Origin of the sequence: Streptomyces sp. CBMA29, from assembly GCF_014596445.1 — a bacterium.
Taxonomy (GTDB): Bacteria; Actinomycetota; Actinomycetes; order Streptomycetales; family Streptomycetaceae; genus Actinacidiphila.
This window is the reverse complement of sequence record NZ_MECL01000002.1, coordinates 1-19,027: the sequence shown is the minus strand read 5'-3', so window position 1 is coordinate 19,027 and position 19,027 is coordinate 1. Positions and strand designations below refer to the sequence as shown.

Below are 19,027 nucleotides of genomic sequence, written 5' to 3'. Positions count from 1 at the left end.
CCCCTGTGCGTCCACCTTGCGCAGCGCCCCTACGGTGGAACCGTCAGGCGCCGATGGGGTGCCAGACCGTTTTGGTCTCAAGCCACGCGGTGAGGCGGGAGAGGCCGGGGTCCGCGGCCCAGTCCTCCCGCGCCGGACGGCGCACCCGCTTCAAGTTGTCGGCCGCGGACCGCTCCAACTCGGTGGCGAGGTCCGGGCCGGCGCCGGTGAGGTCGAGGCCGTTGACGTCCTGGTGGGCGGCGAGGGGCGCGGCGATCTCGGAGGTGCGGCCGGAGAGGATGTTGACGACGCCGCCCGGCACGTCGGAGGTGGCGAGGACTTCGCCGAGGGAGAGCGCGGGCAGCGGCGCGCGCTCGGAGGCGATGACCACGGCGGTGTTGCCGGTGGCGATCACCGGGGCGAGGACCGAGACGAGGCCGAGGAGGGACGAGTCCTGGGGAGCCAGGACGGCGACCACACCGGTCGGCTCGGGCGTCGAGAGGTTGAAGTAAGGACCGGCCACCTGGTTGGCGCCCCCTACCACCTGGGCGATCTTGTCGGTCCAGCCCGCGTACCAGACCCAGCGGTCGACGGCGGCGTCGACGGCGGCCCCGGCCTTCGCCTTGGAGAGCCCCTCGGCCTCCGCGACCTCGCGGACGAACTGCTCGCGCCGCCCCTCCAGCATCTCCGCGACGCGGTAGAGCACCTGTCCGCGGTTGTACGCGGTCGCGCCCGACCAGCCGGACACGGCCTTGCGGGCGGCGACGACCGCGTCCCGCGCGTCCTTGCGGGACGCCTGCGGCGCGTTGGCCAGCCAGGTGCCGCCCTTGGAGTCCGTCACCTCGTACACCCGACCGCTCTCACTGCGGGGGAATTTGCCCCCGACGTACAGTTTGTAGGTCTTGAACACGCTCAAACGCTGCTGCTGGTCAGACATCGAGATACCCCTCCAGGCCGTGCCGGCCGCCCTCGCGGCCGTAACCGGACTCCTTGTAGCCGCCGAAGGGGGAGGCCGGATCGAACTTGTTGAACGTGTTCGCCCACACCACACCGGCCCGGAGCTTGTTCGCCATCGACAGGATGCGCGAGCCCTTCTCGGTCCAGATGCCCGCGGACAGGCCGTACGGGGTGTTGTTGGCCTTCTCGACCGCCTCGGCCGGGGTGCGGAAGGTCAGCACCGACAGGACCGGGCCGAAGATCTCCTCGCGGGCGATGCGGTGTGCCTGGGTGACGCCGGTGAACAGCGTCGGCGCGAACCAGTAACCGGCGTCGGGCAGTTCGCACGCCGGGGCCCAGCGCTCGGCGCCCTCCTCCTCACCGGCCTTCGCCAGCGCGGTGATCCGGGCCAACTGCTCGGCGGAGTTGATCGCGCCGATGTCGGTGTTCTTGTCCAGCGGGTCGCCGACCCGCAGCGTCGCCATCCGGCGCTTGAGCGCGTCGAGCACCTCGTCCTGCACCGACTCCTGGACCAGCAGCCGGGAGCCCGCGCAGCAGACATGGCCCTGGTTGAAGAAGATGCCGTTGACGATGCCCTCGACGGCCTGGTCGATCGGGGCGTCGTCGAAGACGATGTTCGCCGCCTTGCCGCCCAGTTCCAGCGTGACCTTCTTGTCCGTGCCCGCGACCGTACGGGCGATGGCCTTGCCGACCCCGGTGGAGCCGGTGAAGGCGACCTTGTCCACGCCCTCGTGCGCGACCAGGGCCGCGCCCGCGTCCCCGTACCCCGTCAGGATGTTGACGACACCGCGCGGGAGGCCCGCCTGGCGGCAGACGTCGGCGAAGAACAGCGCGGACAGCGGGGTGGTCTCGGCGGGCTTGAGCACCACCGTGTTGCCCGCGGCCAGCGCCGGGGCGATCTTCCAGGCCAGCATCAGCAGCGGGAAATTCCACGGGATGACCTGGCCGGCCACGCCGAGCGGGCGCGGGTCGGGGCCGCTCGTGCCTGATTTCGGGCTCCGCCCGGTGACCGCGTACGCCAGCTTGTCGGCCCAGCCCGCGTAGTAGAAGAAGTGCGCGGCGACCAGCGGGAGGTCGACGTCGCGGGTCTCGCGGATCGGCTTGCCGTTGTCCAGCGACTCCAGCACCGCCAGCTCGCGGGAGCGCTCCTGGATGATGCGGGCGATCCTGAAGAGGTACTTGCCGCGCTCGGCGCCCGGCAGCGCGGACCACTTCTCGAACGCCTTGCGGGCCGCCTTCACCGCGCGGTCCACGTCCGCCTCGCCCGCGCGGGCGACCTCGGCGAGGACTTCCTCGCTGGACGGCGAGACGGACTTGAAGACGGTGCCGTCTGCGGCGTCGGTGAACTCGCCGTCGATGAACAGGCCGTAGGAGGGCGCGATGTCGACGACCGCCCGCGACTCGGGCGCGGGCGCGTACGCGAATTTCTGGTCGGTCATGGTTACTAGTCCACCGTCACGTAATCGGGACCGGAGTACCGGCCGGTGCTGAGCTTTTGACGCTGCATCAGCAGATCGTTGAGCAGGCTGGAGGCGCCGAAGCGGAACCAGTCGGGGGACAGCCAGTCGTCGCCGAGCGTCTCGTTGACCATCACCAGGTACTTGACGGCGTCCTTGGAGGTCCTGATGCCGCCCGCGGGCTTCACTCCGACCTGTACGCCGACGGCCGCGCGGAAGTCGCGGACCGCCTCCAGCATGAGCAGGGTGTTCGCGGGGGTCGCGTTGACCGCGACCTTGCCGGTCGAGGTCTTGATGAAGTCCGCGCCCGCCAGCATCGCCAGCCAGGAGCAGCGGCGGATGTTGTCGTACGTCGCCAGCTCGCCGTTCTCGAAGATCACCTTCAGGTGGGCGGCGCTCTCGCCGTCGGGGCGGGCGCACGCCTCCTTGACGGCACGGATCTCCTCGAAGACGTCCATGTAGCGGCCGGACAGGAACGCGCCGCGGTCGATCACCATGTCGATCTCGTCCGCGCCGGCCGCGACCGCGTCGGCGGTGTCGGCCAGCTTGACGCCGCGCGCGACCCGGCCGGCCGGGAAGGCCGTCGCCACCGAGGCGACGTGCACGCCGGAGTCGCCCAGGGCCTCTTTGGCCGTCGCCACCATGTCCGGGTACACGCAGATCGCCGCGACCTGCGGGGTCGTCCGGTCGGTCGGGTCCGGACGCACGCCCTTCGCGCACAGCGCCCGGACCTTGCCGCGCGTGTCCGCGCCCTCCAGCGTCGTCAGGTCGATCATCGAGATCGCCAGGTCGATGGCGTACGCCTTCGCCGTCGTCTTGACCGACCGCGTGCCGAGCGACGCCGCCCGCCCTTCCAGGCCCACCGCGTCCACCCCCGGCAGTCCGTGCAGGAAGCGGCGCAGCGCGCTGTCCGAAGCGGTCACGTCCGACATCGTCGCCGTACGGCGCGCGGCATCGGGATCATAGGCGGGGACTACCGGCGTGGGCGGCGGCGAAGACATGGTCACCACCTCAGCATATCTACGCGCGTAGCAACCCGCCACCCCCCCTCCGGGGGAGGGTTCCCCGACGCTTCCGGGTGCGACCCGGGCCGCCTCCTCCGGGGGCCGGGGCGCTCCGCGCGGGTCACCGCCGGTCCCGGCGGGGCGGTTCGGTGGTGTCCCGGCCACCGGCCGGTGGGGGCTGGCCGCGCGGTTCCTCGCGCCCCTGGCGGGGCGGGCCGGTTTTTTTGGGGGCGCGGGGAACTGCGCGCTCGGCCACGGTGCTCCCGCGGGTCACTGCCGGTCCCGGCGGGGCGGTTCGGTTGTTGCCGGGCCACCGGCCGGTGGGGGCGGGCCGCGCGGTTCCTCGCGCCCCTGGCGGGGCGTGTCAGCTCCTGGGGGGGTGCCCAGGGTCACCACCCGTCCCGGCGGGGCAGTTCGGTTGTTGCCGGGGCACCGGCCGGTGGTGGGTTGCTCGCGCAGTTCCTCGCGCCCCTGGCGGGGCGGGTCAGCTCCTGGGAAAGATGCGGGAACGCAATAGGGGCGGGGCTGAGGGCAGCGGCTCGGTGGGGCAGAATCGGGGATTATGACGAGCCACCACGACCGCCCGGCCGCGCAGGCCACCACGCCCGACCCGGCAGGCCAGACGCCGCAGTACCCCGACCGGGCCTACCGCTCGGTGGCCGGATTGTGCGCCGGTGTGCTGCTGCTGGTGCTCGCGCTGTGGCTGGGCGGCGACGCCGTGGTGCACGGCAAGGGCCACGCGCCGTGGCTGGCACTGGCGTCACTGCTGCTGGCGATCCCGCTGATCGTGGCGTTCACCTTGCGCCCCGCCGTCTATGCGGGCGAGCAGCGGCTCAAGGTCCGCAACCCGTTCAGGACGATCTCGGTGGCGTGGGCCGGCGTCGAGTCGCTGCGCGCGTCGTTCTCGAACGAGCTGTACGCGGGCGGCAGGAAGTACCAGATCTGGGCGATTCCGGTCTCGCTGCGCGCGCGCAAGCGCGCGACCAAGCAGCAGATGCGCGCCAGGGCGGCGGGCGACGACCCCTTCGGCGCGCCCGCGCGCCGCAAGCCGCGCCCCGGCCTCCCGGTCGACGGCGACGCCGCCTTCCGTTCGCCCTCCGACCAGGCCATTCACGAACTGCGCGAGCTCAAGGAGCGGCACGGCGCCGACGACGGCTCCGAGCCCCCGCGGCCCGAGATCCGCTGGGCCTACGAGGTCATCGCCCCGGCCGTCGCCGGCTTCGTCGTCCTCGTCGTCCTCCTCGCCATCGGCGGCTGACCCTTCCCCCGAGGCACCCCGAGGCACCCGCGCGGCGTAGTGCATCCTTCGAAACGTCACCCCTAGCGACCGTCCATGAACAAGGGGCAACTTCGTGGTGAAGGATGCCGTGGGCAACCTGTGAGACAACCCTCAATTATCTGAGGCCACATACATTGCCCGTGCCGCACGATCTACCGCGCGTGCGGCCTTCCTCGACGTGGGGCGACAAAGTGGTCATCAGGGGTGGGGTTGCGGCAGATGGCAGGAGAGATCGGTGGGGCCAGTGTGGTGGGGACACGGTGTCAGATCGACATCGACGAGAACGGGTGGCACTCGTGGCGACTGACGGCGAACAACGGTCGGGTGATCGCTCTCGGGGCGAACGCGTATCCGGACGACGCCGCGTGCAGGGCGTCCTTCGAGGGGCTGTGCGAGAGCGCGGAGGGACTGGCGGGGGGAGTGCAGCACGCCGCCGAGTCCAATGGCTGGATCTGGCGGTTACGGGACAGTGACGGTCGTGTGCAGGCCGTGTCGGCGCGGGCGTACGAGCGGCACTCGACGTGCCAGGCCGCGTACGACCGGTTCCGCCTGACACTGCTCGGGCTCGGCGCCGCCGATTCCGTGCCCTGGGACGACGCGAGCTGATCGAAGAACTCAATCGAAGAACTCAAGCGAAGAACTCAACGGCCACGTTCCGTGCCGCGCCGACGCGCGGCGGGACGTGGCCGCCGTGTTTCCCGGCAGAGCCGCCCGTGCCCCCACCCCCCGCCCCGTACGGCTGTACGGCGCACGTGATTCCGTACGGAAACCGAAGTTGCCTCTACGGGTGCTGTCGTTCACATCGGCTTGCGAATGCGGCCATCGCGGACCATGAGCGTCAATGCGTGACGATGCGAACACTGGCCAGAACCGGCGAGCCGGACAAGGGTGACGGGCCCGGGGCCGACAGCGCCCGACGGCTGCACGCCGACTCGGGACTGCCCGACCGGGTGTTCAGGGGAGTGGCGCGCGGCGGCGGCAGCCTGGTGCTCGTCGTGATGCTGCTGGTCGGCGGATTCCTGCTGTACCGGGCGTGGCAGGCGCTGCGCAAGGTCGGCGTTCCGGCGTTCCTGACCACCGCCGAATGGGACCCGGACGCCGGGCACTTCGGCATCGCGGCGGTCATCATCGGCACGGTGCTGATCGCGGCGGTCGCCATCGTCATCGCGGTGCCGATGGCGATCGGCACGGCGCTGTACATCTCGGAGTACGCCCCCGCCAGGCTGCGCCGCACGCTGGTCAGCACCGTGGACCTGATGGCCGCCGTGCCGTCGGTGGTCTACGGCCTGTGGGGGCTGTTCTTCCTCCAGGGCAAGGTGATCGGCCTGGCCCGCTGGCTGTCGACGTACTTCGGCTGGATCCCGCTCTTCCACGTGGACGGCGCCGACCCGCACGACCCGCTCGCCACCGCGACCGTCTACACCGCGTCCACCTTCGTCGCCGGAATCGTCGTGGCCATGATGGTCACCCCGATCATCTGCTCGATCATCCGCGAGGTGTTCTCGCAGGCCCCGGTGGGGGAGCGGGAGGGCGCGTACGCGCTGGGCGCCACCCGCTGGGGCATGATCCGCTCGGTCGTCCTGCCGTACGGCATGGGCGGCATGATCGGCGGCACCATGCTCGGCCTGGGCCGCGCGCTCGGCGAGACCATCGGCGTCTACCTGGTCATCTCGCCGATCTTCGTCATCCAGCCGCACATCCTCCAGAGCGGCACCAGCTCCGTCTCGTCGCTGATCGCGCTGCGGTACGGCGAGGCCAGCCCGCTGGGCATGTCCGCGCTGATGGCCGCGGGTCTGGCCCTCTTCCTCATGACGCTGGTGGTCAACTTCGCCGCTTCGTCGATCGTCGCCCGCAGCCGGTCCGGCGCCACCGCCGAGTAGCCGCCCACCAGCCGAGCCGCCGACCCACCGTCAGCCCGCGGCCGTCAGCCGCACGCACGCCGTAGGCCGAGCGATCGGCGGAACCAGGAGACCCCCTCGTATGACCACGGACGCACCGGACTCCGTCACCACGGCGCCGGAATCCGCCGGGACCGGTACGGCCGGGCCGGACACCGTAGAGCTGGAGGCCGTCGATCCCACGGCGCCCGCCACGGCCCCGGCGCACCCGGCCCCGGCGCACCCGGCCAATAGGGCACCCGGCACCGGCACCGGCACCGGCACCGTCATCCCCGCCCCGGCCCCCGCGGCAGCGGAACGGCGGCGCTCCACCTCCACCGTCCGCCAGACCGACCTGCTCGGACTGTTCGGCTCGGCAGCCGCCTCCCTCTCCCTCACCTGGCTGTTCTTCGCCAGGATCGCCCCCTTCAGCGGGGCCCTCGGCTTCGTCGTCTTCTGGTACGCGCTCTTCCTCGCGCTGTACGCGCTGCTGGTCTCCTTCGACGAGGACGGCCCGGTGGTGCGCGACAAGATCGCCTCCGCCGTGGTCCACAGCATCGCGGTGCTGCTGCTGGTCGCGCTGCTGTTCGTCGTCGTCTACACGCTGTGGTCCGGCCGCAGGGCGATACCGCACCTGAACTTCTTCACCCAGGACATGTCGGTCACCGGGCCGCTCGACCCGCTGAGCGCGGGCGGCATCAAGCACGCGGTGGTCGGCACGCTGATCGAGATCGGCATCGCCCTGGTCCTCACCGTCCCGGCGGGGCTGCTGTGCGCGGTGTTCCTCAACGAAGTGCCCGGACGCTACGCGCGTTTCGTCCGCACGGTCGTCGAGGCGATGACCGCGCTGCCGTCGATCGTGGCCGGTCTGTTCATCTACGCCACCGTGATCCTCGCGCTGAACGTCCCCAAGTCGGGCTTCGCGGCGTCGCTGGCCATCTCCGTGATGATGCTGCCGATCATCATCCGCGCCTCCGACGTGGTGATCCGGCTGGTGCCCGGCACCCTGCGCGAGGCGTCGTACGCGCTGGGGTCGCCGCGCTGGCGGACCGTGTGGCATGTGGTGCTGCCCACCGCCCGGTCGGGGCTGACCACCGCGGTCATCCTCGGCACCGCCCGCGGCATCGGCGAGACCTCACCCGTCCTGCTGACGGCGGGCTTCGGCGCGAGCACCAACTACGACCCCTCGCAGAACCCGATGGTCTCGCTGCCCCTGGCGACCTTCGAGTTCGTGAAGTCCCCCCAACCCACCATGATCGCCCGCGGGTTCGGCGCGGCGTCGGTGCTGCTGGTGCTCGTCCTGGTGCTCTTCGCGCTCGCCCGGGTCCTCGGCGGGCGCGACGCGGGCCAGTTGAGCAGGCGCGGCACCCACCGCAGGGTCGTCGCCTCCCGCCGGGACACGCGCCGCTTCACCGAGCGCGCCGCGGCGCGCGACGGCTACTCGCCGGCGTCGGCCGCCCCGGCCTTCCGCACGACAACAATCCAACCTGCACAGGGAGTTGACGGATCGTGAAGAGGATCGGCTGGACGGGCCTCAGGGCGGCAAGGGCGGCAGCGGCGGCGATGGCCGCACTGCTGATCTCGCTGCTGTTCCTCGGCCAGGCACCGCCGGCCAAGGCCGACTCGTACGCGAGGATCAGCGGCGCCGGCTCGACCTGGAGCCAGAACGCCGTCGACCAGTGGCGGGCGAGCGTCAAGAAGTACGGGATGACCGTCGACTACACGGGCAGCGGCTCGTCCGACGGCCGCCAGCAGTTCACCAACGGCACCGTCGACTTCGCCGTGTCCGAAATCCCTTACGGCATGACCGAGTTCGGGGTGCGTGAACCTCCGCCCAAGCGCGGCTACGCGTACATGCCGATCGTCGCGGGCGGCACGGCCTTCATGTACAACCTGAAGATCGGCGGCAAGCGGGTCACCAATCTGCGGCTGAGCGGCAGCACGGTCGCCAAGATCTTCACCGGGAAGATCACCAACTGGTCCGACCGGCAGATCGCCGCCGACAACCCCGGCCTCACCCTCCCGGCCCGCAAGATCATCCCGGTGGTGCGCTCCGACGGCTCGGGCACCACCGCCCAGTTCTCGCTGTGGATGTCCAAGCAGCAGGGCGCGGTGTGGAACGACTACTGCAAGCGCGCCAACAAGCCCACCCCGTGCGGCCTGACGTCGTACTACCCGGTGATCCCCGGCTCCGGCTTCATCGCCCAGTCCGGCTCGCTCGGCGTGTCCGGCTACACCCGGCAGAACTACGCCGAGGGCGCCATCACCTACGTCGAGTACTCCTACGCGGTCACCACCGGCTTCCCGGTCGCCAAGGTGCTCAACGCCAAGGGCTACTACACCGAGCCCACCGCCTCCAACGTCGCCGTGGCGCTGACGCAGGCGCAGATCAACCAGGACGAGAACTCCTCGCAGTATCTGACGCAGATCCTCGACAAGGTCTACGCGTACCAGGACGCGCGGACGTATCCGCTGTCCAGCTACAGCTACATGATCCTGCCGACCTCGCTGGACTCGCCGCTGACCGAGGACAAGGGCAGAACGCTCGGCGCGTTCGGCTACTACTTCCTGTGCCAAGGGCAGTCGCAGGCACAGCCGTTGGGCTTCTCGCCACTGCCGAAGAATCTCGTACAGGCCGGATTCGACCAGCTCAAACGCGTCCCCGGTGTGCAGGCCCAGACCATCAATCTGGCGGGCTGCCACAATCCGACCTTCTCCAGTGACGGCACCAACACCCTGGCCAAGAACGCGCCGTTCCCCAAGGCGTGCGACCGGCAGGGCACGCAGCAGTGCTCCGACGGCACGGGCGGCGCGTCCAAGCAGCCCACCTCGGTCAAGCCGCGGGCGGGCGGCTCCAACGGCGGCGGCTCCAACGGCTCCAACTCCGGTGGCGGCAAGGGCGGTTCCGGCGGTACGAACGGCGGCTCGTCCGGCACCGCGGCGGGCGCGACCGGCGGTACGGGCACCGCGTCCGGCGGCACCACAGGCGGTACGGGCGGCGCCACCACCGGCGGTACGACCGCCACGGGCGGCACCGGCCAGAACGTCGACCCCGACACCGGACTGCCCGCGGGCGACTCCGGCGGCACCGGCGGCAACCAGGACATCGTCGCCTCCAGCGTCGGCGTCGGCAACGAGACCTTCTGGGGCATGCGGACCTGGCTCATGGGGCTCTCCGCCCTGGCGCTGCTGCTGGTCGTCCTCGCCCCGCCCACCCTCGCCAGGCGGCTGACCAGGAACGGGAGGCGTGATGGCCGCGCGTAACCACCCCACAGCCGCCCGAGGCCGCGTCCTGTCGGTCCGCCTCGGCGCGCTCCTCACCGCGACGCTCGCCGCCGTCGGCCTGACCCTGCTGCCGCCGTCGGCGGGCGGCGGCCAGGCCCAGGCGGACACCGGCACGGACACCGGCTCCGCCGTCACCAAGTCCGGAACCAAGGGACCCTACGACGACTTCTCGGACCTGAAGGTGACGGTCGAGCAGACCAGCAAGCTGCGCACGCAGGGGCTGAAGGTCTCGTGGGCGGGCGGGGTGAAGAGTTCACCCAACAACGCGGGCAACTACCTCCAGCTCATGCAGTGCTGGGGTGACGCGGCGACCGGCCCGACCCCGGAGCAGTGCGAGTACGGGAACCCGCCGCCGAACACGGGCGTCCTCAACGTCGGGCGGAGCGTGGGCAATCTGGACCCGCTGGAACCGGAGCGGCGCACCGTGCCCTTCACCACGGTGAAGGGCGCCAGTTCGACCGACGTCAACCAGTTCTTCACGCAGTACGCGACCAATGAGCAGGATCTCGCCACGACGGGCGTCGACGGCAGCGGCCAGACGATCTTCCAGGCCGAGGACGCGGACACCTCGCCGATCCTGGGGTGCGGCACGGTGGCGAAGACCGGTCAGGCGCCCGAGCCGTGCTGGCTCGTGGTCGTGCCCCGCGGCACCCACGAACCCGACGGCTCAGAGGCGCCGCCGCCCAACGGGCTGATCAGCTCCCCGCTGTCCGCGGGGAACTGGGCCCAACGCATCGTGTTCCGGCTCGACTTCGCCCCGACCGACTCGCCCTGCCCGATCGGCCAGGACGAACAGCCCACCATCGGCTCCGAGATGATCTTCGAGGCGATGAGCTCCTGGGCGCCGACCCTGTGCACCTCGCAGAAGGTCACCTACGGATACGTTCCGCAGCTCGAGGACTTCTCCCGTACGCAGGTCACCAGCCCCGGCACGGGCTCGGCCGGACTCGCCTTCATCGAGAACCCGGTGCTGCCCCAGCCGGACACGGCACCGGTCGTCCACGCGCCGGTGGCGGTCTCCGGACTCGTCATCGGCTACAGCGTCCAGGTGGCCGGATCGTCCCAACAGGTGCCCCGGATACGGCTGAACGCGCGGCTCGTGGCGAAGATGCTCACCGAGTCCTACCAGTGCGACCTGCCGGGCAACGACTTCCCCCGCGGCAGACTTCCCGCGAAGAACCCGTTCGGTATCGAGCGCGACCCCGAATTCGCGCAACTCAACGCCGGTGTCCCCTACCCCGTAGGCAGTTCCTGCGGATTCGGTATCGGGGTCCCGCAGGGCGCGAGCGATTCGGCCGGGCAGTTGTGGAAATGGCTGCTCTCCGACCCCGACGCGCGGAGCTTCCTTTCCGGAAAGCCCGACCCGTGGGGCACGGTCATCAATCCGTATTTCCTGGAGCTGGAACCGGTCAGTACCCCGCCGTCCGGCTTCGACAAGCCGGACCCCACGGTGTGGGCGCCCGACAGCCGCTTCCCCGACATCCGGCTGACGGCCGTCGGCGTGAATCCGTACGGCAGCGGTCTGAGCGATGACGCCAGGACGGTCCGCAAGGCCAACAACGGCGGCATCACCGGCTTCAACCCCACGTCCACGCCCCCGGCGCTGACGAAGGCCGAGACGCAGCCGGCCGGCTCGAACTTCATCATGGGTCTGACCGACGCGGCCAGCGCCGCCCGCTACCGGCTCGGCACCGCCGAACTCCTCAACGCCGACGGCCAGTTCGTCGCCCCGACGGTCGACTCGATGACCAAGGCGGTGAACGGGATGAAGGCGGGCAAGGCCCCGGGCGTCCTGAACGCGGACCCGTCCCTGAAGACACCGGGCGCCTACCCGCTCACCACCGTCACCTACGCCGCCGCCTCCACCTCGCTGGACGCCGCCGACCGCAAGACCTACGCCGCGCTGATCCGTTACGCGGCGGGCTCCGGCCAGCAACAGGGCATCGGCTTCGGCCTGTTGCCGCTCGGCTACGCGCCCCTGACCGCCACCCTGCGCGAACAGGCACTCACGGCCGCGTCCGCGCTGCTCGCCGGTGTGCCCCCGGCCACGGGACCGGGTGACACGTCCTCCAGCGGCGGCTCCGGCTCCGGTTCCGGCGGCATGGGAACGGCCGGCGGCGGTACGGGCGGCGGCGCCAACAACGGTGCGGCCGGCGGGGGACCGGGTCCGGGCGGCGCACCGCCCGCGTCCCCTTCGTCGTCGGCCCCCGCGGCCGGTACGACCAAGGGCTCCACCGCAGGACCCGCCGCCTCACCCCCCGTCAGCAACGTCGCCCAGACCGGCGGCACCACCCCCCAGGCGATTCTCGGCGCCATCCGCTGGGTGCTGCTGATCGTCCTCATCGCGGGCATCGCGGGTTCCCTGGCCGGACCCCTGCTGATGCGCGCGGGCGTCGTCCGCGGCAGGAAACCGGTGTGACGGGTACTTGGGCGCCCCTTGGAAGGAAAATAAAAGAGAATTTGGAATACCCGTTGTTCACTTTCACGGGGCGGTAATTTTGGTTGCCACTTCTTGAAGCGATCGGCAGGATAATTCATGGCCGGACCGACAGGTCAGGTCTTTTGGGGGGAATTATAAATTCTCCTTGCGTGTCACACGTCTGGAAATTCCATCCGCATCAACTCGGAGGAAATACAGTGAACGTGAAATTCGCCAAGCGGGCGGCGATCGTGGTCGGTACCGCGACCCTCGGCGTCACCATCGTGGCCGGTACGGCTCAGGCCGACCCGGCGGCCGGTGTCCACCGCACGCTCGTCGCGGTCGGCTCCGACACCACGCAGGACGTGCTCAACGGCCTGGGCAACAAGATCGCCGACCCGAACCCGACCGGTTCCTCGGACGGCAACCTGATCGCGTCCTACGACGCCACCGGTTCCTCCACGATCTCGACGCGGGACACCACCTGTGCGTCGGTCACCCGCCCCGACGGCTCGGGCGCCGGTGTCAACGCGCTGCGCGCCGACATCGCGGCCGGCAGCCACTGCATCGACTTCGCCCGTTCCTCCTCCACGCCCAACGCCACGGGCCAGTTCACCTTCATCCCGTTCGCCGTGGACGCGGTGACGGCGGCGACGGCGACCACCACCAGCCTGCCCGCCAACTTCACCTACCTGGCCGGCGGTTCCTCCCTGACGAACGCCCAGAAGGCCACCTCCGACCTCACCCGGGCCTACAACTGCCTGGACACGGCGGGCAACCCGCTGCCGGCCGGCACGTACCCGACCATCGGCGGCGTCACCGTCCACCCGCTGGTGCCGCAGGCCGGTTCCGGCACCCGCAAGTTCTGGGCCTCGACGCTGGGCTTCAACGCCACCACCCTGCCGTCCTGCGTCAAGGACACCGCCGCGAACGGCGCCGCCGTCCAGGAGCACAACGGCAGCGCCCTCCAGGGCCCGAACGACCTCATGCCGTTCTCGATCGCCCAGCACATCGCGCAGGGCCGCTCCCTGCCGGGCGTGACCGACCGTCGCAACGGCGCGGTGCTCAAGACCGTCAACTCCACCGCGCCGCTGAACGCGAGCGGGAACCTGAACACCGCGTTCCCGGTCACGCGTGAGGTCTACAACGTCATCCCGGACAGCCGGGTCACCGGCGAGACGCTCATCAAGAACACCTTCGTCGGCAGCGCCTCCAAGGTCTGCACCGCCAAGTACGACTCCACCACCACGGTGATCAACAAGTACGGCTTCGGCACCGACGCCAACTGCGGCAACGCGACCACGCTGGTCAGCCGCGACCTCGTCTGACCCGTCACAGCGGCGGACCACCGTCCGCCGGGCCGGGCGTCCCTCGTGGGCGCCCGGCCGCTCCCGGCACCGCGACGCGGTGCCACGTACACACCGGACTCCTTCAGGGGGAGAGAAAACAATGACGAGACGAAGACTGCGCGGCGTTCTGGTCGGCGCGCTCGCACTGGGCATGGGCACGGGCGCGCTGCTCGCGGGGGCGGGCACCGCCGGCGCCACCACCGGTACCGCGAAGGCGACTTCGGGCACGGTCACCCTCACCGCGCGCGGCACCGGCATCGACGACGACTCGCCGTTTGCGCGGGTGTCGGTCGACAAGGCGTGCCCGGCGAACTACCAGGACGCCCTCACGGTGTCGCTCGTGGTCCCGGACGGCCGGGAGTCGCTCCTGGCCTCCCACCTGACCAGCGGCGCCCCGTACACCAAGGCCCCGGTCGCGGCTCAGGTCCCGGAGGCGTCGGGCAACGGCACCATCGTCCGGTCGATCGCCACCGCCTTCGACGTCGCCAGTGTCCCGGTGGCGGACGGCACGTACCCGATCCACGTGACCTGCGCGAACGCCGACCGGGCGAACTTCCCCGAGCACCCGACGTTCACCGGCTTCATCGACGTGACCGGTGACACCTGGCAGGTGTCGGGCCACGCCGCCCCGGTCGCCACCAGCGTCAGGCTCAGCGCCGCCCCGGCCAACCACGTCCAGGTCGGCAAGCCCTTCACGCTCACCGCGAAGGTCGCGGGCGGCGTGCCCGGAGCCGTGCAGTTCGAGGCGGACAACGGCGTCACCGTGTACGACACCCCGGTGCCGGTCGTCAACGGCGTGGCCACCTTCCAGCCGCCGGCCAACACCGCGCCGAACGTCCGCAGTTACATCGCGGTCTTCATCCCCGCCGACCAACTCGCCTACGCGCAGGACTACTCGGTCCTCAGCTACTCGTTCGTCAACGCGCCGTCGGTCACGGTGACCGACGCGGACGGCAACGCCCTGGGGAACAGCCCGCAGTTGACCCCGGGACAGCACATCAAGGTCTCCGCGCAGGGCTTCCTGCCGCAGAGCCAGGAGCAGGTGCTGCCGTTCGTGTCCAACGCCCTCGCGCTCTTCGCCCCGGTGGCGACCGACGCGCAGGGCTCGGTCACCGGCTACGACCTGACGGTGCCGAAGCTGATCGCCCGCGGCTCCCACACCCTGACCCTCACCGGTCTGTGCAGCTTCGTCCAGGTCTCCTTCACCTTCACCACGAAGTGACCGCGAAACAGCGCTGACCAGCACAGACGTACCACCGGCCGGGCATCGTCCAGATGCCCGGCTGCCGCCGTGACACGGCGGAACCGGCAGGTGACCACCGCAGGACACGTACGACACGCAGGACACGCACGACACGCAGGACACACACGACACGTACGACACGTACGACCGACGCATATCCCCGAGGGGACGAGGAGACATGAAACGAAGAATGCACGCGGCGCTGCTGAGCGTGCTCGCACTGGTCCTGGGCACCGGGGCCCTGGTCCTCACCACCGCGGGGACCGCGAACGCGGATCTGGCCGGGAACGTGACGCTGTCACCCGCCGCCGGCACCGTCGACGACTCCCCGGCCTTCACGTCGGTCTCGGTCGACCAGGCATGCCCCACGAACTACCAGGACGCCGTGAGCGTGTACATCGTCCTCGACGGCGCGGAGTCGCTCCTGGCGACCCACTTGACCAACGGCGCCCCGTTCTCGACCGCCCCCATCACCGCGCAGCTCCCGGCCTCTGGGGGCAACGGCACGATCCTCCGGTCGGTCAGCTCCGCGTTCGACGCCTCGAGCGTGGACCTCGCCGACGGCACCTATCCGATCGACGTGGTCTGCAAGTCCGCCGACCAGTCCGCCGCGGACCTGCCGACCTTCACCACGTTCATCGAGATCACCGGCTCCGACTGGGCGGTGAAGACGGTCACCCCGCCGACGTCGACCTCCGTCGCTCTCACCGTCGACCCGGCGGGCCGGGCCGTGGCGGACAAGAAGATCACCCTCAAGGCGACCGTCACGCCGGACACCGCGGAAGGCACGGTCACCTTCAAGCAGGGCGCCGTGCCCGTCACCGGCGGGAACATGATTCCGCTGGTCAACGGCGTGGCGACGGCGAGCATCCCAGGGATCGGCAACCCCTCCGTCATCGCGCTCTCGGCGGAGTTCACGCCCAGCGACCCGCTCAAGTTCGCCGCCAGCCAGAACGGGGTGTCGTATCCCGTGGTGGCCGAGCCCGACCTGACCGTGCTCGACGAATCCGGGACCGAACTGCACGACACCCCGGCGCTCACCAAGGGCCAGCAGATCAAGGTCACCGCGGAGGGGTTCCTGCCGGGCCCCACGGGCGGGAACGGCGAGAAGATCGCCTTCGCGCTCGACGGGTCCCCGGCGGCCGACGACGCGACCGCCGACAACAACGGCAAGATCACCAACTACGCGGTGACCCTGCCCGCCGACCTCGCCGACGGCAGCCACTCGCTGGTACTGACCGGCGCGACCAGCGGCATCAAGCAGACGTTCGCGTTCAAGGTCGGCGCGGGCGCCTCGCCGACCGACGATCCGACCGGCACGCCGACCGACGAGCCCACGGACACCCCGACCGACACCCCCACGGACACGCCCACCGACACCGGCGGCGCGGACGGCGGAGGTACGTCGACCGACGGCGGCGCGTCCAACGGCGGTCTGTCCAGCGGCGGTTCGTCCGGTACGTCGGGCGGCTCCGGCGGCAACAACGGTCCGCTGGCGGCCACCGGAGCCACCGGTGTCGTCCCGCTGAGCGTGCTGGCGTTCCTGATGGTGACCGGCGGCGGCTATGCCGCGTACCGGGTGCGCAGGGACGGCAAGTTGCTCACCTTCGGTCCCACGCCGCGCGACTGACCGTACGCGGTACGCGGTACGCGGTACGCCGGGCGGCGGGCGGTTCCGACCGTCCTCCGCCCGGCGACCGGCCGTACTGCCGCCGTACGACCGGCCCCCACGACCGCCGTTGGGGCCGCCGTTGGGGTCGCGTACGAGACCGCGGCGCCGACCCCCAGTCCGAGCACGTCAGCGAAACGCACGCACGCGAAGGAGCGCCACCCGTGGCCGTACTGTCACCGTCCCGCGAGGCCGCCGGGCCGCCGCCGGAACCGGCCGAGCCGCAGCAAGGGCGGGCGGCCGAACTGCGGCCCGCCGCCTGGTTCGTCATTCCGGGCGCGGCGCTGACCCTGCTGGCCGCGCTGCTGCTCGGATTCGTCGTCAATCTCACGCTGCTCGGCCACGTCGAGCACGCCCGCGCCCAGCAGACCGGTTACGCCGACCTGCGCGCCCAACTCGCCAAGGGCACGGCCCCGGTGGGACGCCTGGACGACAAGGGCGAGCCCGTGCCGCTGGGTTCGCCGGTCGCGGTGCTGCACATCAAGGCGATCGGCCTCAAGGAGGTCGTCTTCCAGGGCACGACGTCCGGTGTGCTCAGGTCGGGTCCTGGGCACCGCAGGGACACCCCGCTGCCGGGCCAGCCGGGCACCAGCATCGTGATGGGCCGGCAGTGGGGCTACGGCAGCCCGTTCAACCACATCGACGAGCTGAAGGCCGGTGACCCGATCACCGTCACGACGGGCCAGGGTCAGCAGCGGTACCAGGTGACCGGAGTGCGGCACGCGGGCGACCCGGCGCCGACGCTGCCCGGCACCGGGCAGGGCCGACTGATCCTGATGACCGCGACCGGCGGCCTCTACACCCCGCACGGCGTGCTGCGGGTGGACGCGGAACTGGTCAGCGACGTCCAGCCGGGCCCGGCCGCGGGCGGCGGCATCTCGTCGGCCGAGCAGCCGCTGGCCGGTGACCCGGCCGCCTGGCTGCCGATCCTGCTGTGGACGCAGGGGCTGCTGCTCGTCGCGGTCGCCGTCACCTGGGCCTACCGCCGCTGGGGGCGCTGGCAGACGTGGATCTGCGCGGTCCCCGTGCTCGCCGCCGTCGTGGTCGCCCTGTCCGGCGAGGCCACCCGCCTGCTGCCCAACCTGCTGTGAGACCGGCGTACTCGGGACCGGCGTGGCGGCGACCGGACCGCCTGGTACCGGACCGCTTTGTACCGGACCGCCTGGTACCGGACCGCTTGAGCCGCTTCCGGACCGAGGCCGCCACGAACCGCCCCGACGCATACCCGACGCATATGAGGAACACGATGTCAGCGACTGACGAGACCGTCGTACTGCCGCCCGTCCCCGGCGACCCGCCGGCCGGCGGCGACTCCCGCACCGATTCCCGCACCGATTCCCGCACCGACTCCCGCTCCGATTCCCGTTCCGTCTCCCGTTCCGCCTCCCTCGACGCCCGTGAGGTGTCGGCCTGGTTCGGCGACCACAAGGTGCTCGACCGGGTGTCGCTCACCATGCCCGCGCAGCGCGTCACCGCGCTGATCGGCCCCTCCGGCTGCGGCAAGTCCACCTTCCTGCGCATCCTCAACCGCATGCACGAACTGATCGGCACCGCCTCGCTCGCCGGGCAGGTCCTGCTCGACGGCGAGGACATCTACGACCGGGGCCGCCGGATCACCCACGCCCGCCGCGAGATCGGCATGGTCTTCCAGAAGCCGAACCCGTTCCCCGCGATGTCGATCTACGACAACGTGCTGGCCGGACTGAAGATGAACGGCGTCAAGGCCGGGCGCGGCGACCGCGACGACCTGGTCGAGGAGTGCCTGACCAAGGCCGGACTCTGGAAGGAAGTACGCGACCGGCTGCGGCAGCCCGGCGGCGCCTTGTCCGGCGGGCAGCAGCAACGCCTGTGCATCGCCCGGTCGTTGGCGGTACGGCCGCGCGTGCTGCTGATGGACGAGCCGTGCTCCGCGCTCGACCCGACCTCCACGCGGCGCATCGAGCAGACCATCGGGGAGCTGTCCGACGACGTGACCATCGTCATCGTCACCCACAACATGCAGCAGGCCGCGCGCGTCTCGGACTCCTGCGCCTTCTTCCTCGCCGAACAGGGCACGCCCGGCGTCATCGTGGAGCACGGCCCGACCGACGACATGTTCAACCGCCCGCAGGACCCACGCACTTCGGACTACGTCAACGGCCGGTTCGGCTGAGCGGCGGCGCCCCGTGCGACCTCGCCGCAGCCCCCGGCGCCGCCCGTGCGTACCCGCGCTGCTGACCGCGGCCACCGCGCTGACCGCGGTCCTGACCTCGTGCGCCCACCCGGCGGCGCACACCCCGCCGGCCGCCGCGGACCGTCCGCGCGTCCCCGTACAGCGGCCGTCCGTGCTCACCGCGCCCACCGCGCCCGACCCGTCCGCCACGTCAGCGGCCGGGGACGCCAACCGGCCGCGTCCGTACGCCGATCCGGCCGCGAGCACCCCACCGGCCTTCCCGCCGCCGACCGGGAACGCGAAGGCCGCGAAGGGAGCCGGGCCCTCCGCCGTCCCCTCCCGTACGAGCGCGCCGCC

At 71.1% G+C, this 19,027-nt stretch carries 14 protein-coding genes and 1 pseudogene; 12 read left to right on the top strand and 3 right to left on the bottom strand.

Annotated features, from left to right (window positions below; translation table 11 throughout):
- Positions 1–43: 43 nt before the first annotated feature.
- The 3 genes from BGM09_RS00090 to deoC are packed head-to-tail and all read right to left on the bottom strand — an operon-like array spanning position 44 to position 3,325.
- Positions 44–916, bottom strand: a complete 873-nt coding sequence (locus tag BGM09_RS00090; protein ID WP_188279227.1) for an aldehyde dehydrogenase family protein — start codon at positions 914–916, stop codon at positions 44–46.
- Positions 909–2,375, bottom strand: coding sequence for an aldehyde dehydrogenase family protein (locus BGM09_RS00085; RefSeq protein ID WP_188279226.1), 1,467 nt, complete (start codon positions 2,373–2,375; stop codon positions 909–911). The genes BGM09_RS00090 and BGM09_RS00085 overlap by 8 nt, the downstream gene beginning before the upstream one ends.
- Positions 2,376–2,380: 5 nt before the next feature.
- Positions 2,381–3,325, bottom strand: a complete 945-nt coding sequence (gene deoC, locus BGM09_RS00080; RefSeq protein WP_223186104.1) for a deoxyribose-phosphate aldolase — start codon at positions 3,323–3,325, stop codon at positions 2,381–2,383.
- Between the two features lie 634 nt (positions 3,326–3,959).
- Here deoC and BGM09_RS00075 point away from each other — a divergent pair.
- The 12 genes and pseudogenes from BGM09_RS00075 to BGM09_RS00020 all read left to right on the top strand — a co-directional run.
- A complete protein-coding gene (locus BGM09_RS00075; RefSeq protein WP_188279225.1) occupies positions 3,960–4,655 on the top strand; it encodes a PH domain-containing protein in 696 nt (231 codons plus the stop codon).
- A 345-nt stretch (positions 4,656–5,000) separates the two neighbouring features.
- Positions 5,001–5,282 (top strand): hypothetical protein, encoded by a 282-nt coding sequence (locus tag BGM09_RS00070; RefSeq protein ID WP_188279224.1) that lies wholly within the window; start codon positions 5,001–5,003, stop codon positions 5,280–5,282.
- 245 nt (positions 5,283–5,527) lie between these two features.
- Complete coding sequence (pstC, locus tag BGM09_RS00065; protein ID WP_188279418.1) at positions 5,528–6,556, top strand: phosphate ABC transporter permease subunit PstC; 1,029 nt, start codon at positions 5,528–5,530, stop codon at positions 6,554–6,556.
- 100 nt (positions 6,557–6,656) lie between these two features.
- Positions 6,657–8,066 (top strand): phosphate ABC transporter permease PstA, encoded by a 1,410-nt coding sequence (gene pstA / locus BGM09_RS00060; RefSeq protein WP_188279223.1) that lies wholly within the window; start codon positions 6,657–6,659, stop codon positions 8,064–8,066.
- Positions 8,063–9,817 (top strand): phosphate ABC transporter substrate-binding protein PstS, encoded by a 1,755-nt coding sequence (locus tag BGM09_RS00055; protein ID WP_317452463.1) that lies wholly within the window; start codon positions 8,063–8,065, stop codon positions 9,815–9,817. Before pstA ends, BGM09_RS00055 begins: the two co-directional genes overlap by 4 nt.
- The gene (locus tag BGM09_RS00050) at positions 9,804–12,257 is read left to right on the top strand and encodes a hypothetical protein (protein WP_188279222.1); all 2,454 of its coding nucleotides are present in this window, start codon (positions 9,804–9,806) and stop codon (positions 12,255–12,257) included. The genes BGM09_RS00055 and BGM09_RS00050 overlap by 14 nt, the downstream gene beginning before the upstream one ends.
- 218 nt (positions 12,258–12,475) lie before the next feature.
- Positions 12,476–13,585 carry a hypothetical protein gene (locus BGM09_RS00045; protein ID WP_223186102.1) on the top strand — a complete coding sequence of 370 codons (1,110 nt, stop codon included), beginning with the start codon at positions 12,476–12,478 and terminating at the stop codon, positions 13,583–13,585.
- 121 nt (positions 13,586–13,706) lie between these two features.
- Complete coding sequence (locus tag BGM09_RS00040) at positions 13,707–14,828, top strand: hypothetical protein (RefSeq protein ID WP_188279220.1); 1,122 nt, start codon at positions 13,707–13,709, stop codon at positions 14,826–14,828.
- Positions 14,829–15,027: 199 nt separating this feature from the next.
- The gene (locus tag BGM09_RS00035; RefSeq protein ID WP_188279219.1) at positions 15,028–16,479 is read left to right on the top strand and encodes a hypothetical protein; all 1,452 of its coding nucleotides are present in this window, start codon (positions 15,028–15,030) and stop codon (positions 16,477–16,479) included.
- A 203-nt stretch (positions 16,480–16,682) separates the two neighbouring features.
- Entirely contained in the window at positions 16,683–17,609 is a 927-nt protein-coding gene (locus BGM09_RS00030) for a sortase (RefSeq protein ID WP_188279218.1), read from the top strand.
- Between the two features lie 155 nt (positions 17,610–17,764).
- Entirely contained in the window at positions 17,765–18,670 is a 906-nt protein-coding gene (locus BGM09_RS00025) for a phosphate ABC transporter ATP-binding protein (RefSeq protein WP_188279217.1), read from the top strand.
- Positions 18,671–18,683: 13 nt separating this feature from the next.
- Positions 18,684–19,027 (top strand): annotated as a pseudogene (locus BGM09_RS00020) (hypothetical protein); the annotation flags it as partial.